The 21,459-nt window shown below is 68.4% G+C and carries 17 protein-coding genes; 15 read left to right on the top strand and 2 right to left on the bottom strand.

Annotated features, from left to right (window positions below; genetic code table 11):
• The first annotated feature begins 83 nt into the window (after positions 1-83).
• From hrpA to NFU04_RS11160, 5 genes are read left to right on the top strand one after another with little or no spacing between them, the layout of a single operon-like run.
• Positions 84-4,094 (top strand): ATP-dependent RNA helicase HrpA family protein, encoded by a 4,011-nt coding sequence (hrpA, locus tag NFU04_RS11180; protein ID WP_459382085.1) that lies wholly within the window; start codon positions 84-86, stop codon positions 4,092-4,094.
• A 45-nt stretch (positions 4,095-4,139) separates the two neighbouring features.
• Positions 4,140-5,261, top strand: coding sequence for a beta-ketoacyl-ACP synthase III (locus NFU04_RS11175; RefSeq protein WP_251309515.1), 1,122 nt, complete (start codon positions 4,140-4,142; stop codon positions 5,259-5,261).
• 29 nt (positions 5,262-5,290) lie between these two features.
• Positions 5,291-6,076 carry an MlaA family lipoprotein gene (locus tag NFU04_RS11170; RefSeq protein WP_251309514.1) on the top strand — a complete coding sequence of 262 codons (786 nt, stop codon included), beginning with the start codon at positions 5,291-5,293 and terminating at the stop codon, positions 6,074-6,076.
• Between the two features lie 12 nt (positions 6,077-6,088).
• Entirely contained in the window at positions 6,089-7,282 is a 1,194-nt protein-coding gene (locus tag NFU04_RS11165; RefSeq protein ID WP_251309513.1) for a PP2C family protein-serine/threonine phosphatase, read from the top strand.
• On the top strand, positions 7,269-7,772 hold the full coding sequence (locus tag NFU04_RS11160) for an STAS domain-containing protein (RefSeq protein WP_146804094.1): 504 nt from the start codon (positions 7,269-7,271) through the stop codon (positions 7,770-7,772). Before NFU04_RS11165 ends, NFU04_RS11160 begins: the two co-directional genes overlap by 14 nt.
• Positions 7,773-8,028: 256 nt before the next feature.
• On the opposite strand, the gene tal is transcribed toward NFU04_RS11160, so the two are convergent.
• Positions 8,029-8,967, bottom strand: coding sequence for a transaldolase (tal, locus tag NFU04_RS11155; RefSeq protein ID WP_251309512.1), 939 nt, complete (start codon positions 8,965-8,967; stop codon positions 8,029-8,031).
• Positions 8,968-9,278: 311 nt separating this feature from the next.
• Between tal and NFU04_RS11150 the strand changes: the two genes are divergently transcribed.
• The 10 genes from NFU04_RS11150 (at position 9,279) to NFU04_RS11105 (ending at position 20,270) form a co-directional block, all read left to right on the top strand.
• The gene (locus tag NFU04_RS11150) at positions 9,279-10,463 is read left to right on the top strand and encodes a Bcr/CflA family multidrug efflux MFS transporter (protein ID WP_251309511.1); all 1,185 of its coding nucleotides are present in this window, start codon (positions 9,279-9,281) and stop codon (positions 10,461-10,463) included.
• Positions 10,456-11,184 (top strand): sulfite exporter TauE/SafE family protein, encoded by a 729-nt coding sequence (locus NFU04_RS11145; RefSeq protein WP_251309510.1) that lies wholly within the window; start codon positions 10,456-10,458, stop codon positions 11,182-11,184. Before NFU04_RS11150 ends, NFU04_RS11145 begins: the two co-directional genes overlap by 8 nt.
• 122 nt (positions 11,185-11,306) lie before the next feature.
• The gene (locus NFU04_RS11140; RefSeq protein ID WP_251309509.1) at positions 11,307-12,332 is read left to right on the top strand and encodes a substrate-binding domain-containing protein; all 1,026 of its coding nucleotides are present in this window, start codon (positions 11,307-11,309) and stop codon (positions 12,330-12,332) included.
• A 103-nt stretch (positions 12,333-12,435) separates the two neighbouring features.
• Entirely contained in the window at positions 12,436-13,692 is a 1,257-nt protein-coding gene (pstC, locus tag NFU04_RS11135; RefSeq protein WP_251309508.1) for a phosphate ABC transporter permease subunit PstC, read from the top strand.
• 18 nt (positions 13,693-13,710) lie between these two features.
• The gene (gene pstA, locus NFU04_RS11130; RefSeq protein WP_251309507.1) at positions 13,711-14,877 is read left to right on the top strand and encodes a phosphate ABC transporter permease PstA; all 1,167 of its coding nucleotides are present in this window, start codon (positions 13,711-13,713) and stop codon (positions 14,875-14,877) included.
• Positions 14,878-14,911: 34 nt separating this feature from the next.
• Entirely contained in the window at positions 14,912-15,748 is an 837-nt protein-coding gene (pstB, locus tag NFU04_RS11125) for a phosphate ABC transporter ATP-binding protein PstB (RefSeq protein WP_459382087.1), read from the top strand.
• Between the two features lie 140 nt (positions 15,749-15,888).
• The gene (locus tag NFU04_RS11120; protein ID WP_251309505.1) at positions 15,889-17,535 is read left to right on the top strand and encodes a methyl-accepting chemotaxis protein; all 1,647 of its coding nucleotides are present in this window, start codon (positions 15,889-15,891) and stop codon (positions 17,533-17,535) included.
• A gap of 90 nt (positions 17,536-17,625) precedes the next feature.
• Positions 17,626-18,654 carry an ArsJ-associated glyceraldehyde-3-phosphate dehydrogenase gene (locus NFU04_RS11115; protein WP_251309504.1) on the top strand — a complete coding sequence of 343 codons (1,029 nt, stop codon included), beginning with the start codon at positions 17,626-17,628 and terminating at the stop codon, positions 18,652-18,654.
• Positions 18,647-19,879: an organoarsenical effux MFS transporter ArsJ gene (gene arsJ, locus NFU04_RS11110; protein WP_251309503.1), complete on the top strand. Its 1,233-nt coding sequence runs from the start codon at positions 18,647-18,649 to the stop codon at positions 19,877-19,879. Before NFU04_RS11115 ends, arsJ begins: the two co-directional genes overlap by 8 nt.
• Before the next feature lie 94 nt (positions 19,880-19,973).
• Positions 19,974-20,270 carry a metalloregulator ArsR/SmtB family transcription factor gene (locus tag NFU04_RS11105; RefSeq protein ID WP_251309526.1) on the top strand — a complete coding sequence of 99 codons (297 nt, stop codon included), beginning with the start codon at positions 19,974-19,976 and terminating at the stop codon, positions 20,268-20,270.
• 34 nt (positions 20,271-20,304) lie between these two features.
• Here the strand turns inward: NFU04_RS11105 and arsB are convergent, their stop codons facing one another.
• On the bottom strand, positions 20,305-21,378 hold the full coding sequence (arsB, locus tag NFU04_RS11100) for an ACR3 family arsenite efflux transporter (protein ID WP_251309502.1): 1,074 nt from the start codon (positions 21,376-21,378) through the stop codon (positions 20,305-20,307).
• Positions 21,379-21,459 lie beyond the last annotated feature (81 nt).

The following is a 21,459-nucleotide window of genomic DNA, read 5'->3' as shown; positions in this document are numbered from 1 at the left end:
GCCCCCCGGCGGCGCTACAATGACGGCCCGCCCCGGCATCCCGGGACGGGCCGTCTCGATAGCCAGCCGCCGATGAGGACGCCTTGAGTACCACCACTTCCCGCCCCAGCCATGACCTGGCCCGCCTGGACGCCCTCGGCGCCCGGCTCGATCACTGCCTGCTGCGCGACCTGCCCGAGCTGCGCCGCCGCCTGGGCGGGCTGCGTCAGCGGGCCCGGCAGGGCAAGCCCGTCGACCGCGGGCTGAATGGCCTGGAGCAGCGCCTGGCCGGCTCCGAGGCGCGCCTCGCCGAGCGTGTGGCGCAGCCGGTGCGCCTCGATTACCCCGCCGAGTTGCCGGTGGTGGAGCACCGGGAGTCGATCCTCGAGGCGCTGCGCGACCACCAGGTGGTGGTGGTGGCCGGCGAGACCGGCTCCGGCAAGACCACCCAGCTGCCCAAGCTGTGCCTGGAGCTGGGCCTGGGACGGCGCGGCCTGATCGGCCACACCCAGCCGCGGCGGCTGGCGGCCCGCTCGGTGGCCACCCGCCTGGCGGAGGAGCTGGCCACGCCCCTGGGCGAGCAGGTCGGCTACCAGGTGCGCTTCACAGACCAGACCGGTGAGGCCACCCTGATCAAGCTGATGACCGACGGCATCCTGCTGGCGGAGACCCAGCACGACCCGGACCTCTCCCGCTACGAGGCGATCATCATCGACGAGGCCCACGAGCGCAGCCTCAATATCGACTTCCTGCTCGGCTACCTGAAGCGCCTCACCCAGCGTCGCCCGGACCTCAAGGTCATCATCACCTCGGCGACCATCGACGTGGAGCGCTTCTCTCGCCACTTCGCCCTGCCGGGGGATGACGGCGAGCCGCGCCCGGCCCCGGTGGTGGAGGTCTCCGGGCGCACCTACCCGGTGGAGGTGCGCTATCGGCCCCTGGTGCGCGACGCCGAGGACGAGGCCGATCGCACCCTCCAGGAGGGCATCCTCCATGCGGTGGAGGAGATCGAGGCCATCGAGCGGGAGAAGGGCTGGCGCCACGGTCCCCGGGACGTGCTGATCTTCCTGCCCGGCGAGCGCGAGATCCGCGAGGCCGCCGATACCCTGCGCCGCGCCCAGCTGCGCGACACCGAGGTGCTGCCCCTCTATGCGCGGCTCTCCAATGCCGAGCAGAATCGGGTCTTCCAGCCCCACCGCGGGCGGCGCATCGTGCTCTCCACCAATGTCGCCGAGACCTCGCTGACGGTGCCGGGCATCCGCTACGTGATCGACCCGGGCCTGGTGCGCATCAGCCGCTACAGCTACCGGGCCAAGGTGCAGCGCCTGCCCATCGAGCCGATCAGCCAGGCCAGCGCCGACCAGCGCAAGGGGCGCTGCGGGCGGGTCGCCGAGGGGGTCTGCATCCGCCTCTACGACGAGGAGGACTTCCTCGGCCGGCCGGCCTTTACCGAGCCGGAGATCCAGCGCACCAACCTGGCCTCGGTGATCCTCTCCATGCTGGCGCTGAAGCTCGGTGAGATCGAGGCCTTCCCCTTCGTCGATGCCCCCGACCCGCGTTTCATCAAGGACGGCTTCCGGCTGCTCTTCGAGCTGGGCGCGGTGGACGAGCGCCAGGGCCTCACCGCCCTGGGGCGGCGCCTGGCGCGGCTGCCCATCGACCCGCGCCTGGCGCGGATGGTGCTGGCCGGGGCCGAGGGGGGCGGCCTGCGGGAGGTGCTGATCGTGGTCTCGGCCCTGGCGGTGCAGGACCCCCGGGAGCGCCCGGCGGAGAAGCGTCAGGCCGCCGATCAGGCGCATCGCCGCTGGGACGATCCGGACTCCGACTTCGTCGCCTGGCTCAACCTCTGGGAGGGCTTCGAGGCCGCCCGGGAGGAGCTCTCCGGCAACCAGCTGCGGCGCTGGTGTCGCGATCACTTCCTCAACTACCTGCGCCTGCGCGAGTGGCACGACACCTTCCGCCAGCTGCGTCAGCTGCTTCGCGACATGGAGATCACGGTGCCGCCGGCCCAGCCCTGGCCCAAGACCGGCGAGGGGGAGGCGGCGGTGAGCCAGCGCCGCGCCAATGCCCAGCGGCTGCACCAGGCGCTGCTGACCGGGCTACTCTCGAATCTCGGTCAACTCACCGAGAACCGCGAGTACCTGGGGGCGCGTAACCGCAAGTTCATGATTCACCCCGGCTCCGGCCTGGCCAAGAAGTCGCCCAAGTGGGTGATGGCCGCCGAGCTGGTGGAGACCTCGCGGCTCTTCGCCCGCCAGGCGGCGCGCATCGAGCCCCAGTGGATCGAGCCGCTGGCCGGGCACCTGGTCAAGCGCAGCTACAGCGAGCCCCACTGGGAGATGAAGCGCGCCCAGGTGGTGGCCTTCGAGCAGGTGACCCTGTTCGGCCTGCCCATCGTCAATCGGCGCCGGGTGCACTACGGCCCCATCGCCCCCGCCGAGGCCCGGGAGCTGTTTATCCGCCGCGCCCTGGTGGAGGGCGAGTTCCGGACCCGCGGCGACTTCTTCGCCCATAACCGCGCCCTGATCGAGGAGGTGGAGGAGCTCGAGGATCGCGCCCGCAAGCGCGATATCCTGGTCGACGAGGAGACGCTGTTCGCCTTCTATGACGCGCGGCTGCCCGAGGAGATCGTCAACGGCAAGGGCTTCGAGCACTGGCGTAAGCAGGCCGAGGCCGAGGATCCCGAGATCCTCAAGTTCGACAAGTCGGCGCTGATGGCCCGGGAGGCCGAAGAGGTCACCGCCGCCCAGTACCCGGACCAGCTGAGCCTGAACGGCGTCAGCTACCCCCTGAGCTATCACTTCCAGCCCGGCGCCGAGGACGACGGCGTGACCCTGACGGTACCGGCGGCCATGCTCGCCCAGCTGCCGGCGGCGCGCCTCGACTGGCTGGTGCCGGGACTCCTGCGGGAGAAATGCATCGCCCTGCTCAAGGGGCTGCCCAAGGCGATTCGCCGCCAGGTGGTGCCGATTCCCGACTGGGTGGACGCGGCCCTGGAGCGCCTGGTGCCGGACGATACCCCGCTGACCGCGGCCCTGGGCGAGTTCCTGCGGGTCAAGACCGGCCTGCGCCTGAGCCCCGACGACTGGCACGAGGCATCCCTCGAGCCGCACCTGCGCATCAATTTGCGGGTGGTCGATCACGAGGGCCGCGAGCTCGGCCAGGGGCGCGATCTGGAGGCCCTCAAGGCGCGCTTCAGCGAGGCCGCCAGCGCCGGCGCCCGGGCCCTGGCCGAGGCGGTGCAGGGGGCCGCCGCCACCCGGGTCGAGGCGTTGCCGGAGGAGGCCCTGCCCAAGTCCCGGGTCACCACACAGGCGGGCATTCGGGTCGAGGCCTATCCGGCCCTGGCGGAGGCGGACGGCGGCCTGGCGGTGGAGCTCTTCGAGCATCCCGACAAGGCCCGGGAGGCCCATCGCCATGGCATCAAGCGCCTGGCCATGCGCGAGTTGCCGGATCAGGCCAAGGCGCTCGGCAAGTTGCCGGGCCTCGACAAGTGCGCCTTGCTGTTCGCCAAGGTGGGCAGCAAGCGACAACTGGTGGATGACCTGGTGGCGGCGGTCTTCCTGGAGGTGATGGCCCGGGACCCGCTGCCGCGCTCCCGGGCGGAGTTCGCCGCGCGCCTCGAGGCCGAGGCCGCCGAACTGCTGCCCCAGGGGGAGGCCAAAGTGGCGCTGCTGGCGCGGGCCCTGAGCGGCCACCTGGCAGTGACCAAGGCGTTGAAAGGCAACCTCAGTTTCGCCCTGGCCCTGGTATACAGTGACATCAAGGCCCAGATGCAGCGCCTGGTGCACCCCGGCTTTATCGCCGAGGCGGGACCCTGGCTGGAGCACTACCCGCGCTATATGGAGGCCGCCGCCATTCGCCTGGAGAAGGCCCCCCGGGAGCGCATGCGCGACCAGATGCTGATGCAGGAAGTGCATGGTTTCGAAACGCGGCTGGCGGAGCGCCAGGAGGCGAACCGCCGCGCCGGACGCGAGGATCCCCGCCTGGTGGAGTTCGGCTGGTGGATCGAGGAGTTGCGCGTGTCGCTGTTCGCCCAGCAGCTCGGCACCCTGATGCCGGTCTCCGCCAAGCGGCTGGAGAAACGCTGGGCGGAGCTGACCGAGCGCGGCTGATCAAGGATGGCCGGGCGCCGCGGGCGGCCGGCACAGGAGAGCAAGATGACGACAGCGGTAATTTCCGGTTCGGGCCTCTTTACCCCGGCTCATGCCATCGACAACGACGCCCTGGTGGCGGCCTTCAATGCCTGGGTGGATACGGAAAACGCCCGCCACGCCGAGGCCATCGCGGCGGGGGAGCGCGAGCCCCTGGCTCACTCCAGCAGCGACTTTATCGTCAAGGCCTCGGGTATCCACAGCCGCTATGTGCTGGATGCCGAGGGCATCCTCGACCCGACGCGGATGCGTCCCCGGCTGCCCCGGCGCGGCAACGACGAGCTGTCCATTCAGGCCGAGATGGGCCTGGCCGCGGCCACCCAGGCCCTGGCGCGGGCCGGGGTGGCGGCGGACGAGATCGAGCTGGTGATCGTCGCCTGCTCCAACCTGGAGCGCCCCTATCCGGCGGTGGCGGTGGAGCTCCAGGCGGCGCTCGGCGCCGGCGGTCACGCCTTCGACATGAACGTGGCCTGCTCCTCGGCCACCTTCGCCCTGGAGGTGGCCAGCAATGCCATCCGCGCCGGCAGCATCCGCCGCGCCCTGGTGGTCAACCCGGAGATCTGCTCGGCGCACCTCAATTTCCGCGACCGGGACAGCCACTTCATCTTCGGCGACGCCTGTACCGCCCTGGTGGTGGAGGCCGACGAGGTGGCCCGGGTCCCCGATGCCTTCGAGATCCTCGGCACCCGCCTGACCACCCGTTTCTCTAATGCCATCCGCAACAACGCCGGCTTCCTCAACCGGGTCACCGACAGCGACCCCCAGGCCCTGGACAAGCTCTTCGTCCAGGAGGGGCGGCGGGTCTTCAAGGAGGTCTGCCCCATGGTGGCGGCGCTGATCACCGATCACCTGGCGAGCCTGGAACTGGCCGGCGACGACCTGTCGCGACTCTGGCTGCATCAGGCCAACCGCCATATGAATGACCTGATCGCGCGCAAGGTGCTGGGGCGGGACCCCTCGCCGGAGCAGGCGCCGGTGATCCTCGACCGCTACGCCAATACCAGCTCGGCGGGCTCGATCATCGCCTTTCATCTGCACCGGGACGATCTGCCTTCCGGGGCCCTGGGGGTGGTGTGCTCCTTCGGTGCCGGGTACAGTGCCGGCAGCGTAATTCTGCGCAAGGCATAACGATGAGTGTGGCGTCGGAGGAGAGAGTCATGAATGGCAAGGGATGGCGGGACACGGGAGCGCGGCTGGGCCAGTGGGCACTGGTGGTGATGGCGACCCTGCTGCTGGCCGGCTGCGCCGGGCGCGTCGCGGTGGAGGATCGCCATCCTGACGATCCCTGGGAGGGCTTCAACCGCGGCGTCTACGCCTTCAATGACACCCTGGATCGGGCCCTGCTGCGTCCGGCGGCGGTGGCCTATGACCGCGTGGCGCCGGAGCCGGTGCAGCTGGGGGTCGGCAACTTCTTCGCCAACCTGGGGGAGCTGCGCACCGTCCTCAACAGCCTGCTGCAGGCCAAGCCTGGCAATGCCGGCATCGCCACCGGCCGCTTCGTGCTCAACTCCACGGTGGGCATGCTGGGCCTGGTGGATGTGGCCAGCGACATGGGCATCGTCGCCGACAAGGAAGACTTCGGTCAGACCCTGGCGGTCTGGGGGCTCGGGGAGGGTCCCTACCTGGTGCTGCCGCTGTTCGGCCCCAGTACCGTCCGCGATACCGCCGGATTGCCGGTGGATTGGGTTACCTATCCCACGCACTATGTGGAAGACGAGGCGGTGCGCTATGGGCTGACCGCGCTGGACGTGGTCGATACCCGTGCCGGCCTGCTGGACCAGGAGGCGCTGATCCAGGGGGACCGCTACAGCTTTATTCGCGACGCCTACCTGCAGCGGCGCCGCTTCGAGGTCAGCGATGGCGAGCTGGGCGATGACCCCTTCGCCGGGGAGGAGTTCGAGTTCGATGACGCGGATTTCGACTTCGGCGACGAGGCCGACTAAGGCAGGACGCTTATGGTCAGTCAACGACGCCTGATTGGCGTGCTGGATCGGCCGGGGCAGGATCGTGATGCCCTGGCCGAGGCGATCGCCAAGGGCCCCTTCGCGGTGGCCGCGGCGGAGCGCCTCGAGGACCTGCCCGAGGAGACCGGCCTGGTGGTGGCCCATGTGCGGGCGGTGCCCAGCCATCAGTGGGCCGCGCTCTCGGCGACCCTGCCGACCCTGGTGGTCAGCGAGTCGCGCCTCGACAGCGACCTGCTGGCGGCGGTGGCGGCGGGCACCGTGGACTATATCGTGCGCCCCCTGAAGCATGCCGAGCTGCTGCGGCTGATGATCGCCAAGGTACTCGAGAATCACGAGCTGGCCCGGGAGCATGCCCGGGACCGCCAGCGACTGGCGGAGCTCAACGAGAGCCTCGAGACCCACCTGGCGCTGCTGCGCCTGGATCAGCAGGCGGGGGGGCATATCCAGCGCAAGCTGCTGCCGACCCGGCCGCTGACGGTCAATGGCGTCACCTGCGATTACTGGCTGGCGCCGTCGCTCTATCTGTCCGGGGACTTCCTCGATTTCCAGCGCTTCGATGAGCGCTACAGCGTCTTCTACTTCGCCGATGTCTCGGGGCATGGCGCCTCCTCGGCCTTCGTCACCGTGCTGCTCAAGTACCTGTGCAACCGCTGGTTGACCGAGTGGGACGGCGAGGCGCCGGAGTCCCTGCCGGCCGAGTGGCTCGATGCCCTCAACCGGGAGTTGCTGGATACCGGCATCGGCAAGCATGCCACCCTCTTCGTGGGGGTCATCGACCACAGGGCCCATCGCCTGTACTATTCGCTGGGGGCCCAGCTGCCGATGCCGTTGCTGGAGGCCGGCGGCGAGATCGTCCCCCTGGCGGGGGAAGGCATGCCGGTGGGGCTCTTCCCGCAGGTGGCCTACCCCAGCCTGGTGTGCGAGCTGCCGGCGAACTTCCGGCTGTGGCTGTGCTCCGATGGCGTATTGGAGTGTCTCAACGGAGAGACCCTGGCGTCCCGGCTCAAGGAACTCGAGCGCCTGGCCCTGGCCTGCGACGGTGTCGCGGCCCTGCGCCGCCGCCTGGCCCTGGGGGAGATCGGGGCCGACGACGAGAGCCTGGTACAGGATGCGCCGGGCCACGATGACTTACCCGATGACCTGACCATCATGACCTTGAGCGGTTTCGACCATGATAATGCATGAGGGGCGATTGAAGGCGGCCTTCGAGTCCGGCGTCTTCGTGCTCAAATTGTGCGGGGACGTGCGCCTGACGCTGTGCGCGACCCTGGACAATCAGGTGCAACGCCTGGCCGAGATGCCGGGACTCACCGCGGTGATGATCGACCTGCGCGAGGCCAGCAACGTGGACTCCACGGCGCTGGGCTTTCTGGCCAAGGTGGCCATGGCGGTGAAGGGGCGTCTCGAGCAGCCGCCGACCATCGTCGCCGACCATCCCGACGTGCGGCGCATGCTCGATGTGATGGGCTTCGCCCACTACTTCAACCTGGTGGAGGCACCGCTGACCGAACCGGCCCAGCTCGATGACCTGCCGCTGGTGGAGGCGGACGAGGCGGCCATGCAGCAGCGCATCCTCGAGGCCCACCGCATCCTGATGCGCATGAACGAGCATAATCGCGAGCAGTTCCAGCCGCTGGTGGAGCTACTTGAGTCCCAGCAGCCCCAGGAACACTAGGTTCTGTACGAAAACTGCCTGCGCTCGCCCATACGGCGTTAAAAACCGGCTCGTGCGCGAGTCCGATCAAAGTACTCATTTACACCTCGTAAACTCGTACGCGAGCCCGGTCCGTCTTTTCGCCGATTTTTGCCTTGTCTGGCCATCGCTCGCCGACGTTTCGTACAAAACCTAGGCTATGCCTGAGGTGACCTAGGGCTGACAACCAATGCAAAGGCCCCGGCCATGGCCGGGGCCTTTGCGGTGCGCGGCGCGCTTAGCGACGCAGTTCGGCCAGCAGCGCCTCCAGCTTGCGCTGGTCGGCCATGAACTTGCGAATCCCCTCGGCCAGCTTCTCGGTGGCCATGGCATCCTCGTTGAGGGCCCAGCGGAACTCCGCCTCGTCCAGGGGTTCCCCCGCGGAGGTCTCGGCGTCGTCCAGCGGCGCCAGGCGGCGGGGCAGGGGGCCCTCGTCCGCGGCCAGTTGCTCGAGCAGCGCCGGCGAGATGGTCAGCTTGTCGCAGCCGGCCAGGGCCTCGATCTCGCCGACGTTACGGAAGCTGGCGCCCATGACGACGGTCTTGTAACCCTGCCCCTTGTAGTGCTCGTAGATGCGCCGCACCGACTGCACCCCCGGGTCCTGGTCGCCGGCGAAATCGGCGTCCGGCTCCTGGGCCCGGTGCCAGTCGAGGATGCGTCCCACGAAGGGCGAGATCAGGGTGACGCCGGCATCGGCGCAGGCCTGGGCCTGGGCGAAGCTGAACAGCAGGGTGAGGTTGGTATGGATGCCCTCGCGCTCCAGCTGCTGGGCGGCGCGGATGCCTTCCCAGGTGGCGGCGACCTTGATCAGGATGCGCTCGCGGCCCACGCCGTGCCGCTCGTAGCGGTCGATCAGGTGCCGGGCGCGATCCAGGGTGGCCTGGGTATCGAAGGAGAGGCGGGCGCTGACCTCGGTGGAGACGTACCCGGGGACCAGGGCGGCGATCTCGCTGCCGATCTCCACCGCCACGGTGTCCAGGGCGTCGTCGAGGTCGGTGCAGTGGCGGGCGATCTCGGCCAGCCGCGCCCGGCGCTCGGGGGATTGGGCCGCCAGCAGGATCAGCGAGGGGTTGGTGGTGGCGTCCTGGGGCTGGAAGCGGCGAATGGCCTCCAGGTCGCCGGTATCGGCGACCACGGTGGTCATCGCCTTGAGCTGGGTCAGCTTGTCTTGGGCCATGGGGGTGTCCTGGGTCGAAGGGGCGTTTTTCTTACTTTATCAGCCGCTTGGATAGGCGCCTAGCCGAACGGGTGGTGCTATCGCCAGTAGGCCCAGGACTAATCTGGCGACAGGCTCTACGCAAAGACGCTGTGAATCCATCCATGGACGCTCGACTTTTTCGTCCCTGAAAAAGACGCTTTGCTCCGGCCTGTCCCCAGCGCCCCTTGGCTATCCCAGTGGTGACTAGTCTGGACAAGCGTAGCCACAGGCTGGGCGGCTGGGGCGATCGCGGGTATAATTAGCAACCTACCTTTCCCCTGGAGGTGTCCTTGCTCCTCGATCCTCGCCGCCTGGCGTTGCTGGTGGCCGCCAATACCGCCCTGGCCCCCTTCGCCATCGATGCCTACCTGCCCGCGATGGGGAGCCTGGCCGACACCATCGGCGCCAGTATTCACCATACCGAGCTGTCGCTTTCCGCCTTCCTGGCCGGCTTCGCCCTGGGGCAGCTGCTGTTCGGGCCGCTCTCCGACCGGATCGGCCGCAAGCCGGTGCTGCTGGGGGGGCTTGTGGTCTTCCTGCTGGCCAGCCTGGCGATTACCCAGGTGGAATCCCTGACGACGCTGCTGGCCTGGCGCTTCGTCCAGGCCCTGGGCGGCGGCGCCACGGTGGTCAACTCGGCGGCCATCGTGCGTGACTGCTTCAGCGGCCGGGAGGCGGCCAAGGTGATGTCCACCATGGCCATGATCATGTTGCTGGCGCCGCTGGTCGCCCCGGCGGTGGGCAGCGGCCTGCTGCACCTGGGCGAGTGGTGGCTGATCTTCATCTTCCTCGCCGCCTATGCCGCCTTCCTGCTGTGGTTGCTGGGCACCAGGCTGCCGGAGACTCGGCGCCGACAGGGGCCGGCGGCCTCGCCGCGCCAGGTGCTGCGCAACTACGCCAGCGTGCTGAGTCACCGCGAGAGCCTGGGCTATATCTGTGCGGCGTCCATGACCTTCTCAGGGCTGTTCGCCTTTATCACCGCCTCGCCCTTCGTCTACCTGCACCACTTCGGCGTCTCGCCGAGCGTCTATCCGCTGCTGTTCGGCGCCAATGTGGTGACCATGCTGGCCTCCAATCGCCTCAATATTCGCCTGTTGCGCCACCGCTCGCCACAGCAGAACCTGCGCCTCGGGCTCGCCATTCAGCTGGCCGCGGGGCTGGGCCTGGTGGCGCTGGTGGCCAGCGGCCTGGCGTCGCTATGGCTGATGGTACCGCTGATCATGCTCTTCACCGGTACCATCGGCCTGGTGGCCCCCAATGCCATCACCTCGCTGCTCGATCACTTCCATGCCATCAGCGCCACCGCCACGGCCCTGCAGGGCAGCATCCAGTTCTGCTGCGGGGCCATCGCCGGGGTGCTGGTGGGGGCCTTCGCCGTGGATAGCCTCTGGCCCATGGTGCTGACCATGCTCGGCGCCAGCCTGATCGCTAACCTGGGGGGGCGCCTGCTGGTCCCAGGGAGGGCGTATGCCTGAGCCGTTGTCCTGGGGGCTGTCCCCCGTCACCTGGTCGGGGTGTGCCCTGGTGCTGATGCTGGGGGCCCTGGTGCAGCGCATCACCGGTTTCGGCCTGGCGGTGGTGGGGGCGCCCCTGCTGCTGCTGCTGGAGCCGCGGCTGGTGCCGGTGATCCTGGTGATCTTCGGCCTGCTGGTGTCGCTGATGATGGTGCGCCGCTATTACCGGGAGATTCGCCTCGACGCCTTCGGTCCGGCCCTGTTGGGACGCCTGCCGGGCAGTGCCCTGGGGCTGTGGCTGCTGGTGGCCGCGCCCCTGGTGGTACTCGAGAAGGTGATCGCGCTGATCGTGCTCAGCGCGGTGGCGATCACCCTGGGGCGCTTCCGCTTGCCGGTCAATCGTGCCAGCCTGTTCGGCGCCGGGGTGGTGTCGGGGATCTTCGGTACCGTGGCGGCCATCGGCGGCCCGCCTTTGGCGCTGCTGCTGCACGGCCTGCCGCCGGATCGCCTGCGCGGCAACCTGGCCGCCTACTTTATCGCCACCGCCAGCCTGACCCTGGCGCTGCTGGCCCTGGCGGGGCGGGTCGGCGCCTGGCACCTGCAACTGGCGCTGAGTTTCCTGCCGGCCATCCTCATCGGTCATCTGCTGGGCGCCTGGCTGGCGCCGCGCCTGGATGCCCGGGCCATCCAGTATGGCTCCCTGACGGTCTGCTCCCTGGCGGCATTGCTGCTGCTGTTCTAGGTTGAGCGGGGCATCCGCGCCTGGTTTCTCTCGGTCTTTCCCTGTCACGAAGCTGTCATTTTTGTCGGGCAGAGTGTCCACACGTCAAGGCAGAACCTCTTCGACCGACAGGAGTGACTCGCATGAACCCTATCCTCAAGAGCCGCGCTTTCAAGACCACGGTGATCGCCGCCGCCGTGATGGGCGTCGCCGGCGTCGCCCAGGCCCGCGACCAGATCCGCATCGTGGGGTCGAGCACCGTCTATCCCTTCGCCAGCTACGTCACCGAGGAGTTCGGTGCGGTGACCAGCTACCCGACCCCGGTCATCGAGTCCACCGGTTCCGGCGGCGGTATCCGCCTGTTCTGCAACGGCGTGGGTGAGGGCACCCCGGACATCACCAACGCCTCGCGCCGCATCAAGTCCAGCGAGCTGGAGCGTTGCGCCGAGAACGGCGTGACCGACGTCACCGAGGTGAAGATCGGCTCCGACGGCATCGTCTTCGCCCAGTCCAGCACCAACGCGGGCATGGACCTGACCCTGGAGCAGCTGTTCCTGGCGGTGGCCGCCCAGGTGCCGGTGGATGGCGAGCTGGTCGACAACCCCTACGCCAAGTGGAGCGATATCGACGCTTCCCTGCCGGATCGCGAGATCTCCGTCTATGGGCCGCCCAGCACCTCCGGCACCCGCGACGCCTTCGAGGAGCTGGTGATGGAAGCCGTCTCCGAAGAGATGGAGGCCTACGGTGGCGAGGGCTACACCGAGATTCGTGCCGATGGCGCCTATATCGATGCCGGCGAGAACGACAACCTGATCGTTCAGCGCCTCACCGAGGACACCGATTCCTTCGGCATCTTCGGCTACTCCTTCCTGGTCGAGAACGCCAACAGCCTGTCCGCCAGCAACATCGATGGCGTCGAGGCCACCCCCGAGGCGATCAGCGCCGGCGACTACCCCATCGCCCGTTCGCTGTTCTTCTACGTGAAGAACCAGCACGCCGACGCGGTGCCGCCGCTGTATGAGTACGTCGACATGTTCGTCTCCGAGACCATGATCGGCGAGGGGGGGTACCTGACCGATATCGGCCTGATCCCGCTGCCGGAAGCCGAGCGCGAGATGGCCCGTGAGCGGGTCGCCCAGCGTGGCACCCTGCAGGTCGCCGATCTCTGAGGCGGCGTCGGGCAAGGACGCCTGACCCGGCCGGCAGCCCAGGCTGCCGGCCGTCGCACGTTACGGCGCCGCCCGCCGTCCTATTCGATACCGAGAGAACCCTATGCAGACCGATCAACTCCTTGCACTGTTCAGCGGCGTGCTGCTACTGCTGGGGCTGATAGCCTTCTTCCTGGGGCGTGCCAAGGCCGCGCGGGTGCGCGCCGGCGGCACGTCCATGTTCGCCCAGCCCGATCAGTATGCCTGGTTCGCGGTGCTCACCACCGCCGGGCCGGCCATCCTGGTGGGGGGGCTGAGCGCCTTCCTGATGCTGTTGCTGGGGGCCGAGATTCCGCCCCTCTACCTGCTCGCCGGCAGCCTGGCCGTGGCCGCCCTGGGGCTGGCCGTGGGGGTGCGCCAGGTGCGGCCGGACTTCCATGCCCGCCAGGCCATCGAGCGGGTGATCCGCTGGATCCTGGTAGGGGCGGCGCTGATCTCCATCTTCACCACCTTCGGCATCCTCTTCTCGATCATCTTCGAGGCGCTGCGCTTCTTCCAGATGCACAGCTTCTGGGACTTTATCACCGGCACGGTGTGGAACCCGGGGGCCAGCTTCCTGGCCGCCGCCGGACGCGCCGACGAGGGCGCCAGCGCCGCCCAGTTCGGCTCGGTGCCGCTGTTCGCCGGCACCTTCATGATCACCGCCATCGCCATGCTGGTGGCGATTCCCGTGGGGCTGCTGGCGGCCATCTACATGGCGGAGTTCGCCCCCAAGCGGGTGCGCACCCTGGCCAAGCCGACCCTGGAGGTCCTGGCCGGTATTCCCACCGTGGTCTACGGCTTCTTCGCCGCCATCACCGTGGCGCCGCTGATCGTCGACCTGGCGGGTTTCTTCGGCCTGGATGCCTCCTTCAACAACGCCGTGGCGCCGGGGGTGGTGATGGGCATCATGATCATCCCCTTCATCTCCTCGCTCTCCGATGACGTCATCAACTCGGTGCCCGACAGCATGCGTCAGGGCTCCCTGGCGCTGGGCATGACCAAGGGCGAGACGATCCGCGACGTGGTGATTCCCGCGGCCCTGCCGGGGATCATCTCCGCCTCCCTGCTGGCGGTCTCCCGGGCGCTGGGCGAGACCATGATCGTGGTGATGGCCGCCGGCATGCGCCCCAACCTCACCGCCAACCCCCTGGAAGACATGACCACGGTCACGGTACGCATCGTCGCGGCGCTGACCGGGGACCTGGAGTTCGAGAGTGCCGAGACCCTCTCCGCCTTCGCCCTGGGCCTGGTGCTGTTCGCCGTCACCCTGACGCTTAACCTGGTGTCGGTGCTGATGATCCGTCGCTTCCGCGAGAAGTACCGCGTCAACAACCTCTAACCCCGAGGACCTAGCGAGATGAGTCAATCCTTCGACGAGATCAGCGCCCAGCTCCAGCGTCGCCACCGCAAGTCGGCGCGGCTGAAGTGGCTCTCCATGGGGGCCCTGGGGCTGGCCGGCCTGTTCCTGGTGCTGTTCTTCGCCGATATGCTCAGCAAGGGGCTGCCGGCCTTCCAGCAGGCGCAGATCCAGGTGGAGCTCGATTACAACGAGGACGCCACCCGCATGGGGCGGGCGGCCCTGGATCCCGAGGTGTCGCGGCTGGTGAGCCGCACCTTCGAGCGGCTGATTCCCGGCATGCTGGCCGATGACCCCGAGCTGCTGGGCACCACCGAGACCCGCTGGGTGCTGGCCAATGCCCAGGTGGATCAATACCTCAAGGGACACACGCATCGCCTCAACGCGGCGCAGCAGGCCACCGTCGATCGGCTGGCGGAAGAGGGCAAGGTGGCGCTGAAGTTCAATACCACCTTCTTCACCAGCGGTGACTCCAAGATGGCCGAGGCCTCGGGGATCCTCGCCGCCGCCCTGGGCACGGTGATGACCATGCTGGTGACCCTGGCCATCGCCTTCCCCATCGGCGTGATGACCGCGGTCTATCTCGAGGAGTTCGCCCCGGATAACCGCCTGACCCAGATCATCGAGATCAATATCAACAACCTGGCGGCGATTCCCTCGATCCTCTTCGGTCTGCTGGGGCTGGCGATCTTCATCAGTTTCTTCGGCGTACCGCGCTCCTCGCCCCTGGTGGGTGGCATGACGCTGGCGCTGATGACCCTGCCGGTGATCATCATCGCCACCCGCACGGCGCTGCGCAGCGTGCCGGACTCCATCCGCCATGCCGCCTTCGGCGTCGGCTGCTCGCGCTGGCAGGTGGTGCGCGACCATGTGCTGCCGCTGGCCATGCCCGGTATCATGACCGGGTCGATCATCGGCCTGGCCCAGGCCATGGGCGAGACCGCGCCGCTGATCATCGTCGGCATGGTGGCCTTTATCCCCGATGTCAGTGCTACCTTCACCAATGCGGCCACCGTGCTGCCGGCGCAGATCTTCACCTGGGCGGGGGAACCCGACAAGGCCTTCGTCGAGAAGACCGCCGGGGGCATCCTGGTGCTGTTGGCGATCCTGATTTTCCTCAATGCCACCGCCGTGGTACTGCGCAAGAAATTCGAGCGTCGCTGGTAAGCCCGGCGCGTTACAGAGGACACTCTCCATGAATATGCAAGCCGCTACCCGTCATACCGCCGGTACCGCGCCCCAGGTGGGGCAGCCGCATACCCGTAACGATCAGGCCTGCCATGACCTGAGCATCCGGGTCCGCGACCTCAATCTCTGGTATGGCCAGACCCAGGCCCTCAAGAACCTCAATATCGACCTCTTCGAGAAGAACGTCACCGCCCTGATCGGCCCCTCCGGCTGCGGCAAGTCGACCTTCCTGCGCTGTCTCAACCGCATGAACGACCTGATCCCCAGCGTGCGCATCGAGGGCCTGGTGGAGATGGATGGCCGCGACGTCAATGCCACCAAGATGGACGAGGTGGCCCTGCGTCGCCGGGTGGGCATGGTCTTCCAGAAGCCTAACCCCTTCCCCAAGTCGATCTACGAGAACATCGCCTATGCGCCGCGCATGCATGACCTGGTGAGCCGCAAGGCGGAGCAGGACGAACTGGTGGAGAAGGCGCTGCGCGACGCCGGCCTGTGGAACGAGGTCAAGGACAAGCTCCACGAGCCGGGCACCTCCCTCTCCGGGGGCCAGCAGCAGCGCCTGTGCATCGCCCGGGCCATCGCCGTGCAGCCCGACGTCATCCTGATGGACGAGCCCACCTCGGCGCTGGACCCCATCTCCACCGCCACCATCGAAGACCTGATGGACAAGCTCAAGCAGCAGTTCACCATCGTCACCGTGACCCACAACATGCAGCAGGCGGCGCGGGTGGCGGACTACACCGCCTTCTTCCACCTGGGCGAGATCGTCGAGTACAACGACACCAAGACGATGTTCTCCAACCCGGCCACCAAGAAGGCCGAGGACTATATCACCGGTCGTTACGGCTAAACGGGGCCCCGCCAGGGGCACCGAAACCGATGACGGGGAGGCCAGCCGGCCTCCCCGTCGTCGTCTGGGCGAGCCATGACACCCGGCCGTAATAATTCGCTGTTACTAATGGAGTGTCGATATCCCGCACCGGAGAGTCCATGCTTCGCTTCGAAAACCTGACGGTCAGGGTCAGCTGGTCGCTGGTCCTGGCCGCCTTCGCCATCCTGATCCTCGGCGCCAGCCTGCTCGGCCTGTTCTCCAACCAGACCAGCCGCGAGGCCTTCGGCACCCTCAATCGCCTCAACGTGGAACAGGCCCAGGCCCTCAATCGCGCCTATATCGACGTGCTGCGGGCGCGCATCGAGATGGATCGCGCCGCCGAGCTGCTGCGCACCCCGGCCTTCGAGCGGCCGGGACCGGCCATCGAGCGGGCCGAGGCCCTGCTGGGTTCCGCCGAGGCGGCCTTCGCGCGCTTCCGGGCGGTGCCCCCCGCGGCCAGCCAGGAGGCCGCCATCGAGGCCCTGAGTCAGCGCTACCAGTCCCTGGTGGACAACAACCTGAGCCTGCAGCTGATGCTGCTCCAGGACGGCGACCATGGCGGCTACCGCTCCGGCCAGTCCCGGGTCACCGAGAGCAGCCAGGCCTTCATGGCCGAGGCCGACGACTTCTTCGCCGCCTCCGCCGGCGAGGGTCAGGCCCTGGCCGCCCAGTTCCGGCGCCTGGCCGACTGGCTCGGGGCCAGCCTGCTGGCCACCCTGGCGGCGGCGGCGCTGCTGATCGGCCTGGTGCTGTGGGGCGTGACCCGCAACGTGATTCGCCCTCTGCGCGAGGTGGTGGGGCACTTCCGGCGTATCGCCGAGGGGGACCTCTCGGCGCCCATCGAGGCCCGCGGCCGCAACGAGATCGGCCAGCTGTTCGCCGAGCTGGCCACCATGCAGGCCTCCCTGACCGAGACGGTGAGCCACCTGCGCCGGGGCAGCGAGGGCGTCCACGAGGCCAGCCGTCGCATGGCCGAGGACAATGCCGCCTTGGCCGCCCAGACCCAGCAGCAGGGCGCGGCCCAGGCCCAGACCGCCGACCACCTGGCCCAGCTGACCCGCGCCGTGGCCGGCAACGTGACCACCGCCGACGAGGTGGGGCGCTCCGCCGAGGGTGCCACCCGGCGGGCCCGGGAGGGCGAGGCGGTGATCACCCGCTTCGCCGATACCATGGAGACCATCCAGTCCCATGCCGAGGAGATCGCCGGCATGGTCGCGCTGATCGAGAGCATCGCCTTCCAGACCAATATCCTGGCCCTGAATGCCTCGGTGGAGGCGGCCCGGGCCGGCGACCAGGGGCGCGGCTTCGCGGTGGTGGCCAAGGAGGTGCGCGAGCTGGCCTCGCGCAGCGACCACGCCGCCAAGGAGATCCGCGGCCGCATCGAGGCTTCCCGGCAGAGCGTGGCGGCGGGCGGCGAGCTCTCCCGGGAGGCGGTGGAGCACACCCGTGAGATCATCCTCGCCATCGAGCGGGTGAATGCGCTGATGGCGCGGATCCACGACGCCTCCCGGGCGCAGCAGGCGGGCATCGACGAGGTCAATGCTGCCATGGTGCAGATGCAGGCGGCGACCCGGGACAGCGCCCGCCTGGTGGAGCGGGCCGCCGACGGCGCCCAGCGCCTGGAGGGCGAGGCCGAGGGCATGCAGGCCTACGCCCGGGGCTTCCGTCTCGACGCCGACCCGGTCACGGACGAGGCGGCCCCGGACTGGGAGGCCCTGGCGGCGACGCAGGATGAGGCGACGCGGCTACCGGCCCTCGCGGAGTAAATAACGCCAGCCATATATGCTATTATCCATATGTCTTTGGGGGTGGGCCTCGGGGTCCGCCCCTCGGTGTTTTTTCGAGAGGAGCTCGAGATGGCAATCACTATCGGTATCAATGGCCTGGGGCGTATCGGTCGCCTGACCCTGCGGGCCCTGTGGGCGCGGGTCGCGGCCGGCGAGGTGACGATCGGCCGCATCAACGACCCGGGCGGCGACGCCGCCACCTTCGCCCACCTGCTGGAGTTCGACTCCGTGCATGGCCGCTGGAGCCCGGGGCAGGGCATCCGCGCCGAGGATGACGCCATCGTGATCGACGGCCGGGCGATTCCCTTCAGTGGCCATACCGCCATCGGCGACAGCGACTGGTCGAACTGCCGGGTGACCATCGAGTGTTCCGGCAAGATGAAGACGACGCAGAAGCTCCAGGCCTACCTGGACCAGGGCGTCGAGCGGGTGGTGGTCAGCGCCCCGGTCAAGGAGGAGGGGGTGCTCAATGTGGTGATGGGGGTCAACGACGACCGCTATGATCCGGCGTTGCATCGTATCGTCACCGCCGCCAGCTGCACCACCAACTGCCTGGCGCCGGTGGTCAAGGTGATCCATGAGACCTACGGCATCCGCCACGGCTCCATGACCACGGTGCATGACATCACCAATACCCAGGTCATCCTCGATGCCCCCAGCTCTCCAAGCAAGCCCGACCTGCGCCGTTCCCGGGCCTGTGGCATGAGCCTGATTCCCACCACCACCGGCTCCGCCAAGGCGATCACCGCCATCTTCCCGGAGCTTACGGGCAAGCTCAACGGCCACGCCGTGCGGGTCCCGCTGGCCAATGCTTCCCTCACCGACATGGTCTTCGAGCTGGCGCGGGAGGTCACCGCCGAGGAGGTCAACGCCGCGCTCGAGGCCGCCGCCGAGGGCCCGCTTTCCGGCATCCTGGGCTACGAGGAGCGCCCCCTGGTCTCCATCGACTACCGCACCGACCCGCGCAGCTCGATCGTCGACGCGCTCTCCACCCTGGTGATCAACGGCACCCAGCTCAAGCTCTACGCCTGGTACGACAACGAGTGGGGCTACGCCAACCGCACCGCCGAGCTGGCGCTCAAGGTGGCCCATGGTTAGTGGGGACGCGTCCTTGGGCGCCCGGCTGCGGGCGCTGCCCTTCGAGGTGCGCCAGTACCTGCTGATCACCGGCAACTACTGGGCCTTTACCCTCACCGACGGTGCCCTGCGCATGCTGGTGGTGCTCCATTTCCACCGGCTCGGCTACTCGCCGCTGGAAGTGGCCCTGCTGTTCCTCTTCTACGAGGCCTTCGGGGTGGTGACCAACCTGGTGGGGGGCTGGCTGGGCGCGCGCCTCGGGCTCAATCGCACCATGAACGTCGGACTCGGCCTGCAGATCGTGGCGCTGGCGATGCTGATGGTGCCCGCCGCGGCGCTGACCGTGCCCTGGGTGATGGCCGCCCAGGCGCTCTCGGGGATCGCCAAGGACCTCAACAAGATGAGCGCCAAGAGCGCGGTCAAGGTGCTGGTGCCCCGGGACAGCGCCAATGCCGGCAGCGCCCTCTACCGCTGGGTGGCGATCCTCACCGGCTCCAAGAACGCCCTCAAGGGGGCCGGCTTCTTCCTCGGCGGGGCCCTGCTGACGCTGATCGGCTTCCGGGGCGCGGTGCTGGCCATGGCGCTGATGCTCGCCGCCGTGCTGGGGCTGTCGCTGTGGCGGCTCAAGGCCGACCTGGGGCGGGTCAAGCACAAGCCCAGGTTCCGCGAGGTGTTCTCCAAATCGCGGGCGGTCAACGTGCTCTCGGCGGCGCGGCTCTGCCTGTTCGCCTCCCGGGATGTCTGGTTCGTGGTGGCCCTGCCGGTGTTCCTCTATGACCAGCACGGCTGGAGCCACTGGACGGTGGGGGGGCTGCTGGCGATCTGGGTGATCGGCTATGGCGGGGTGCAGACCCAGGCGCCGCGGCTGACCCGGCTGGTTCACGGCGAGGCGCGCCTGCTGACCGCCGGCTGGGCGGCGGCGCTGGCCCTGCTCGGCGTGGGGCTGGCGCTGCTGCCGCTGGAAGCGGTCTCCTGGCTGGTGCTGGGCTTGCTGGCCTTCGGCGTGCTCTTCGCCGTCAATTCCAGTTGGCACAGCTACCTGATCGTTCACTATGCCCGGGCCGACGGGGTCTCCATGGACGTGGGCTTCTACTACATGGCCAATGCCATGGGGCGGCTGATCGGTACCCTGCTGTCGGGCTGGCTCTATATGCAATATGGGCTTGGTGCCTGCCTGTGGGTGGCCGCGGCCCTGGTGGCGGCCAGCGCCCTGCTGGCCCTGGGGCTGCCGCGACGCTCCGCCTGATATCATGGGAGAAGGATCCGCCCGATGCCCTCGAAGGAGGCAATGATTGGAAGCCATTCGTTTGTTTAAGTGCCTGGGGGATGAGACGCGCCTGATGCTGGTGCTGCTGATTCACCGCGAGGGAGAGCTCTGCGTCTGCGAGCTGACCCATGCCCTGGAGGCCTCCCAGCCCAAGGTCTCCCGCCACCTGGCCCAGCTGCGCGCCTGCGAGCTGCTCAGCGATCGTCGCGACGGTCAGTGGGTCTACTACCGCCTGGCCGAGACCCTGCCCGACTGGGCCGGTCGGGTCCTCGAGGCCGCCGAGGCGGGGGAAAGCGCCCGCCTCGACGCCCTCCAGGCTCGGCTCGGTTGCATGGGCAATCGCCCGGAGCGACGTTCGGCGCTGTGTTGACGGCCGGGAGGCCTCGTCTCGACCGAGGGCCGAATCAGGCGGCGCCGGGGAAATGCGCTCGGGAATCATTGGCGATGCGCACCAGGGCCAGCATCAGCGGCACCTCCACCAGCACCCCTACCACCGTGGCCAGCGCCGCCCCGGATTGCAGGCCGAACAGGGCGATGGCGGCGGCCACCGCCAGCTCGAAGAAGTTGCTGGCGCCGATCATCGCCCCGGGGGCGGCGACGCAATGCGGCACCTTCCAGGCCTTGGCCCAGCCGTAGGCGATAAAGAAGATCAGGACGGTCTGGAGGATCAGCGGGATGGCGATCAGCACGATATGCAGCGGCGCCTCGAGGATGACCTCACCCTGGAAGGCGAACAACAGCACCAGGGTGATAATCAGCCCGATCGGTGTCACCGGGCCGAGGCGCTTCATAAAGACGTTGTCGTACCATTCGAGGCCATGGCGCGTGATCAGGGTGCGTCGGGTCAGGACGCCGGCCGCCAGCGGAATCACGATATACAGCAGCACCGACAGGGCCACGGTGTCCCAGGGCACCTGGATATCGGAGATGCCGAGCAGCAGGACCACGATGGGGGCGAAGGCGAACAGCATGATCAGGTCGTTGAGCGCCACCTGCACCAGGGTGTAGGCGGCGTCGCCGCGGGTCAGGGTGCTCCAGACGAAGACCATGGCGGTGCAGGGCGCCGCCCCCAGCAGGATGGCCCCGGCCAGGTACTGGCTGGCCAGTTCCTGGGGAATGAGCGGGCGAAAAATCACCATCAGGAAGAGCCAGGCGATGGCGAACATGCTGAAGGGCTTGATCAGCCAGTTCACCGTGGTGGTGATGATCAGCCCCTTGGGCTGGCGGCGCACCCCCAGCACGGCGGCGAAGTCGATCTGCGCCATCATCGGGAAGATCATCGCCCAGATCAGTACCGCCACCGGGATCGATACCCGGGCGACCTCGAAGCGCGACAGAGTCTCGGGGATGGCCGGGGCGACCTGGCCGAGCAGTACGCCGGCGCCGATGGCCAGCGCCACCCAGAGCGAGAGGTAGCGCCCGAACCGGCCCATGCCCTCGGCGGTGCTGGGGGCGCGAGAACTCGTGGATGGGGTCATGGGAGGCTCCGGAGCAAGGCATGGATCGAGGGCGTTTCGCTTAATGATATACGTATAGGCGTATATGTAAACCGTTGGGGG

Source organism: Halomonas sp. NCCP-2165, from assembly GCF_023708045.1.
Classification (GTDB): domain Bacteria; phylum Pseudomonadota; class Gammaproteobacteria; order Pseudomonadales; family Halomonadaceae; genus Bisbaumannia; species Bisbaumannia pacifica.
Note: the sequence above shows the minus strand (reverse complement) of the source record. Positions and strands in the feature narration are given on the sequence as shown.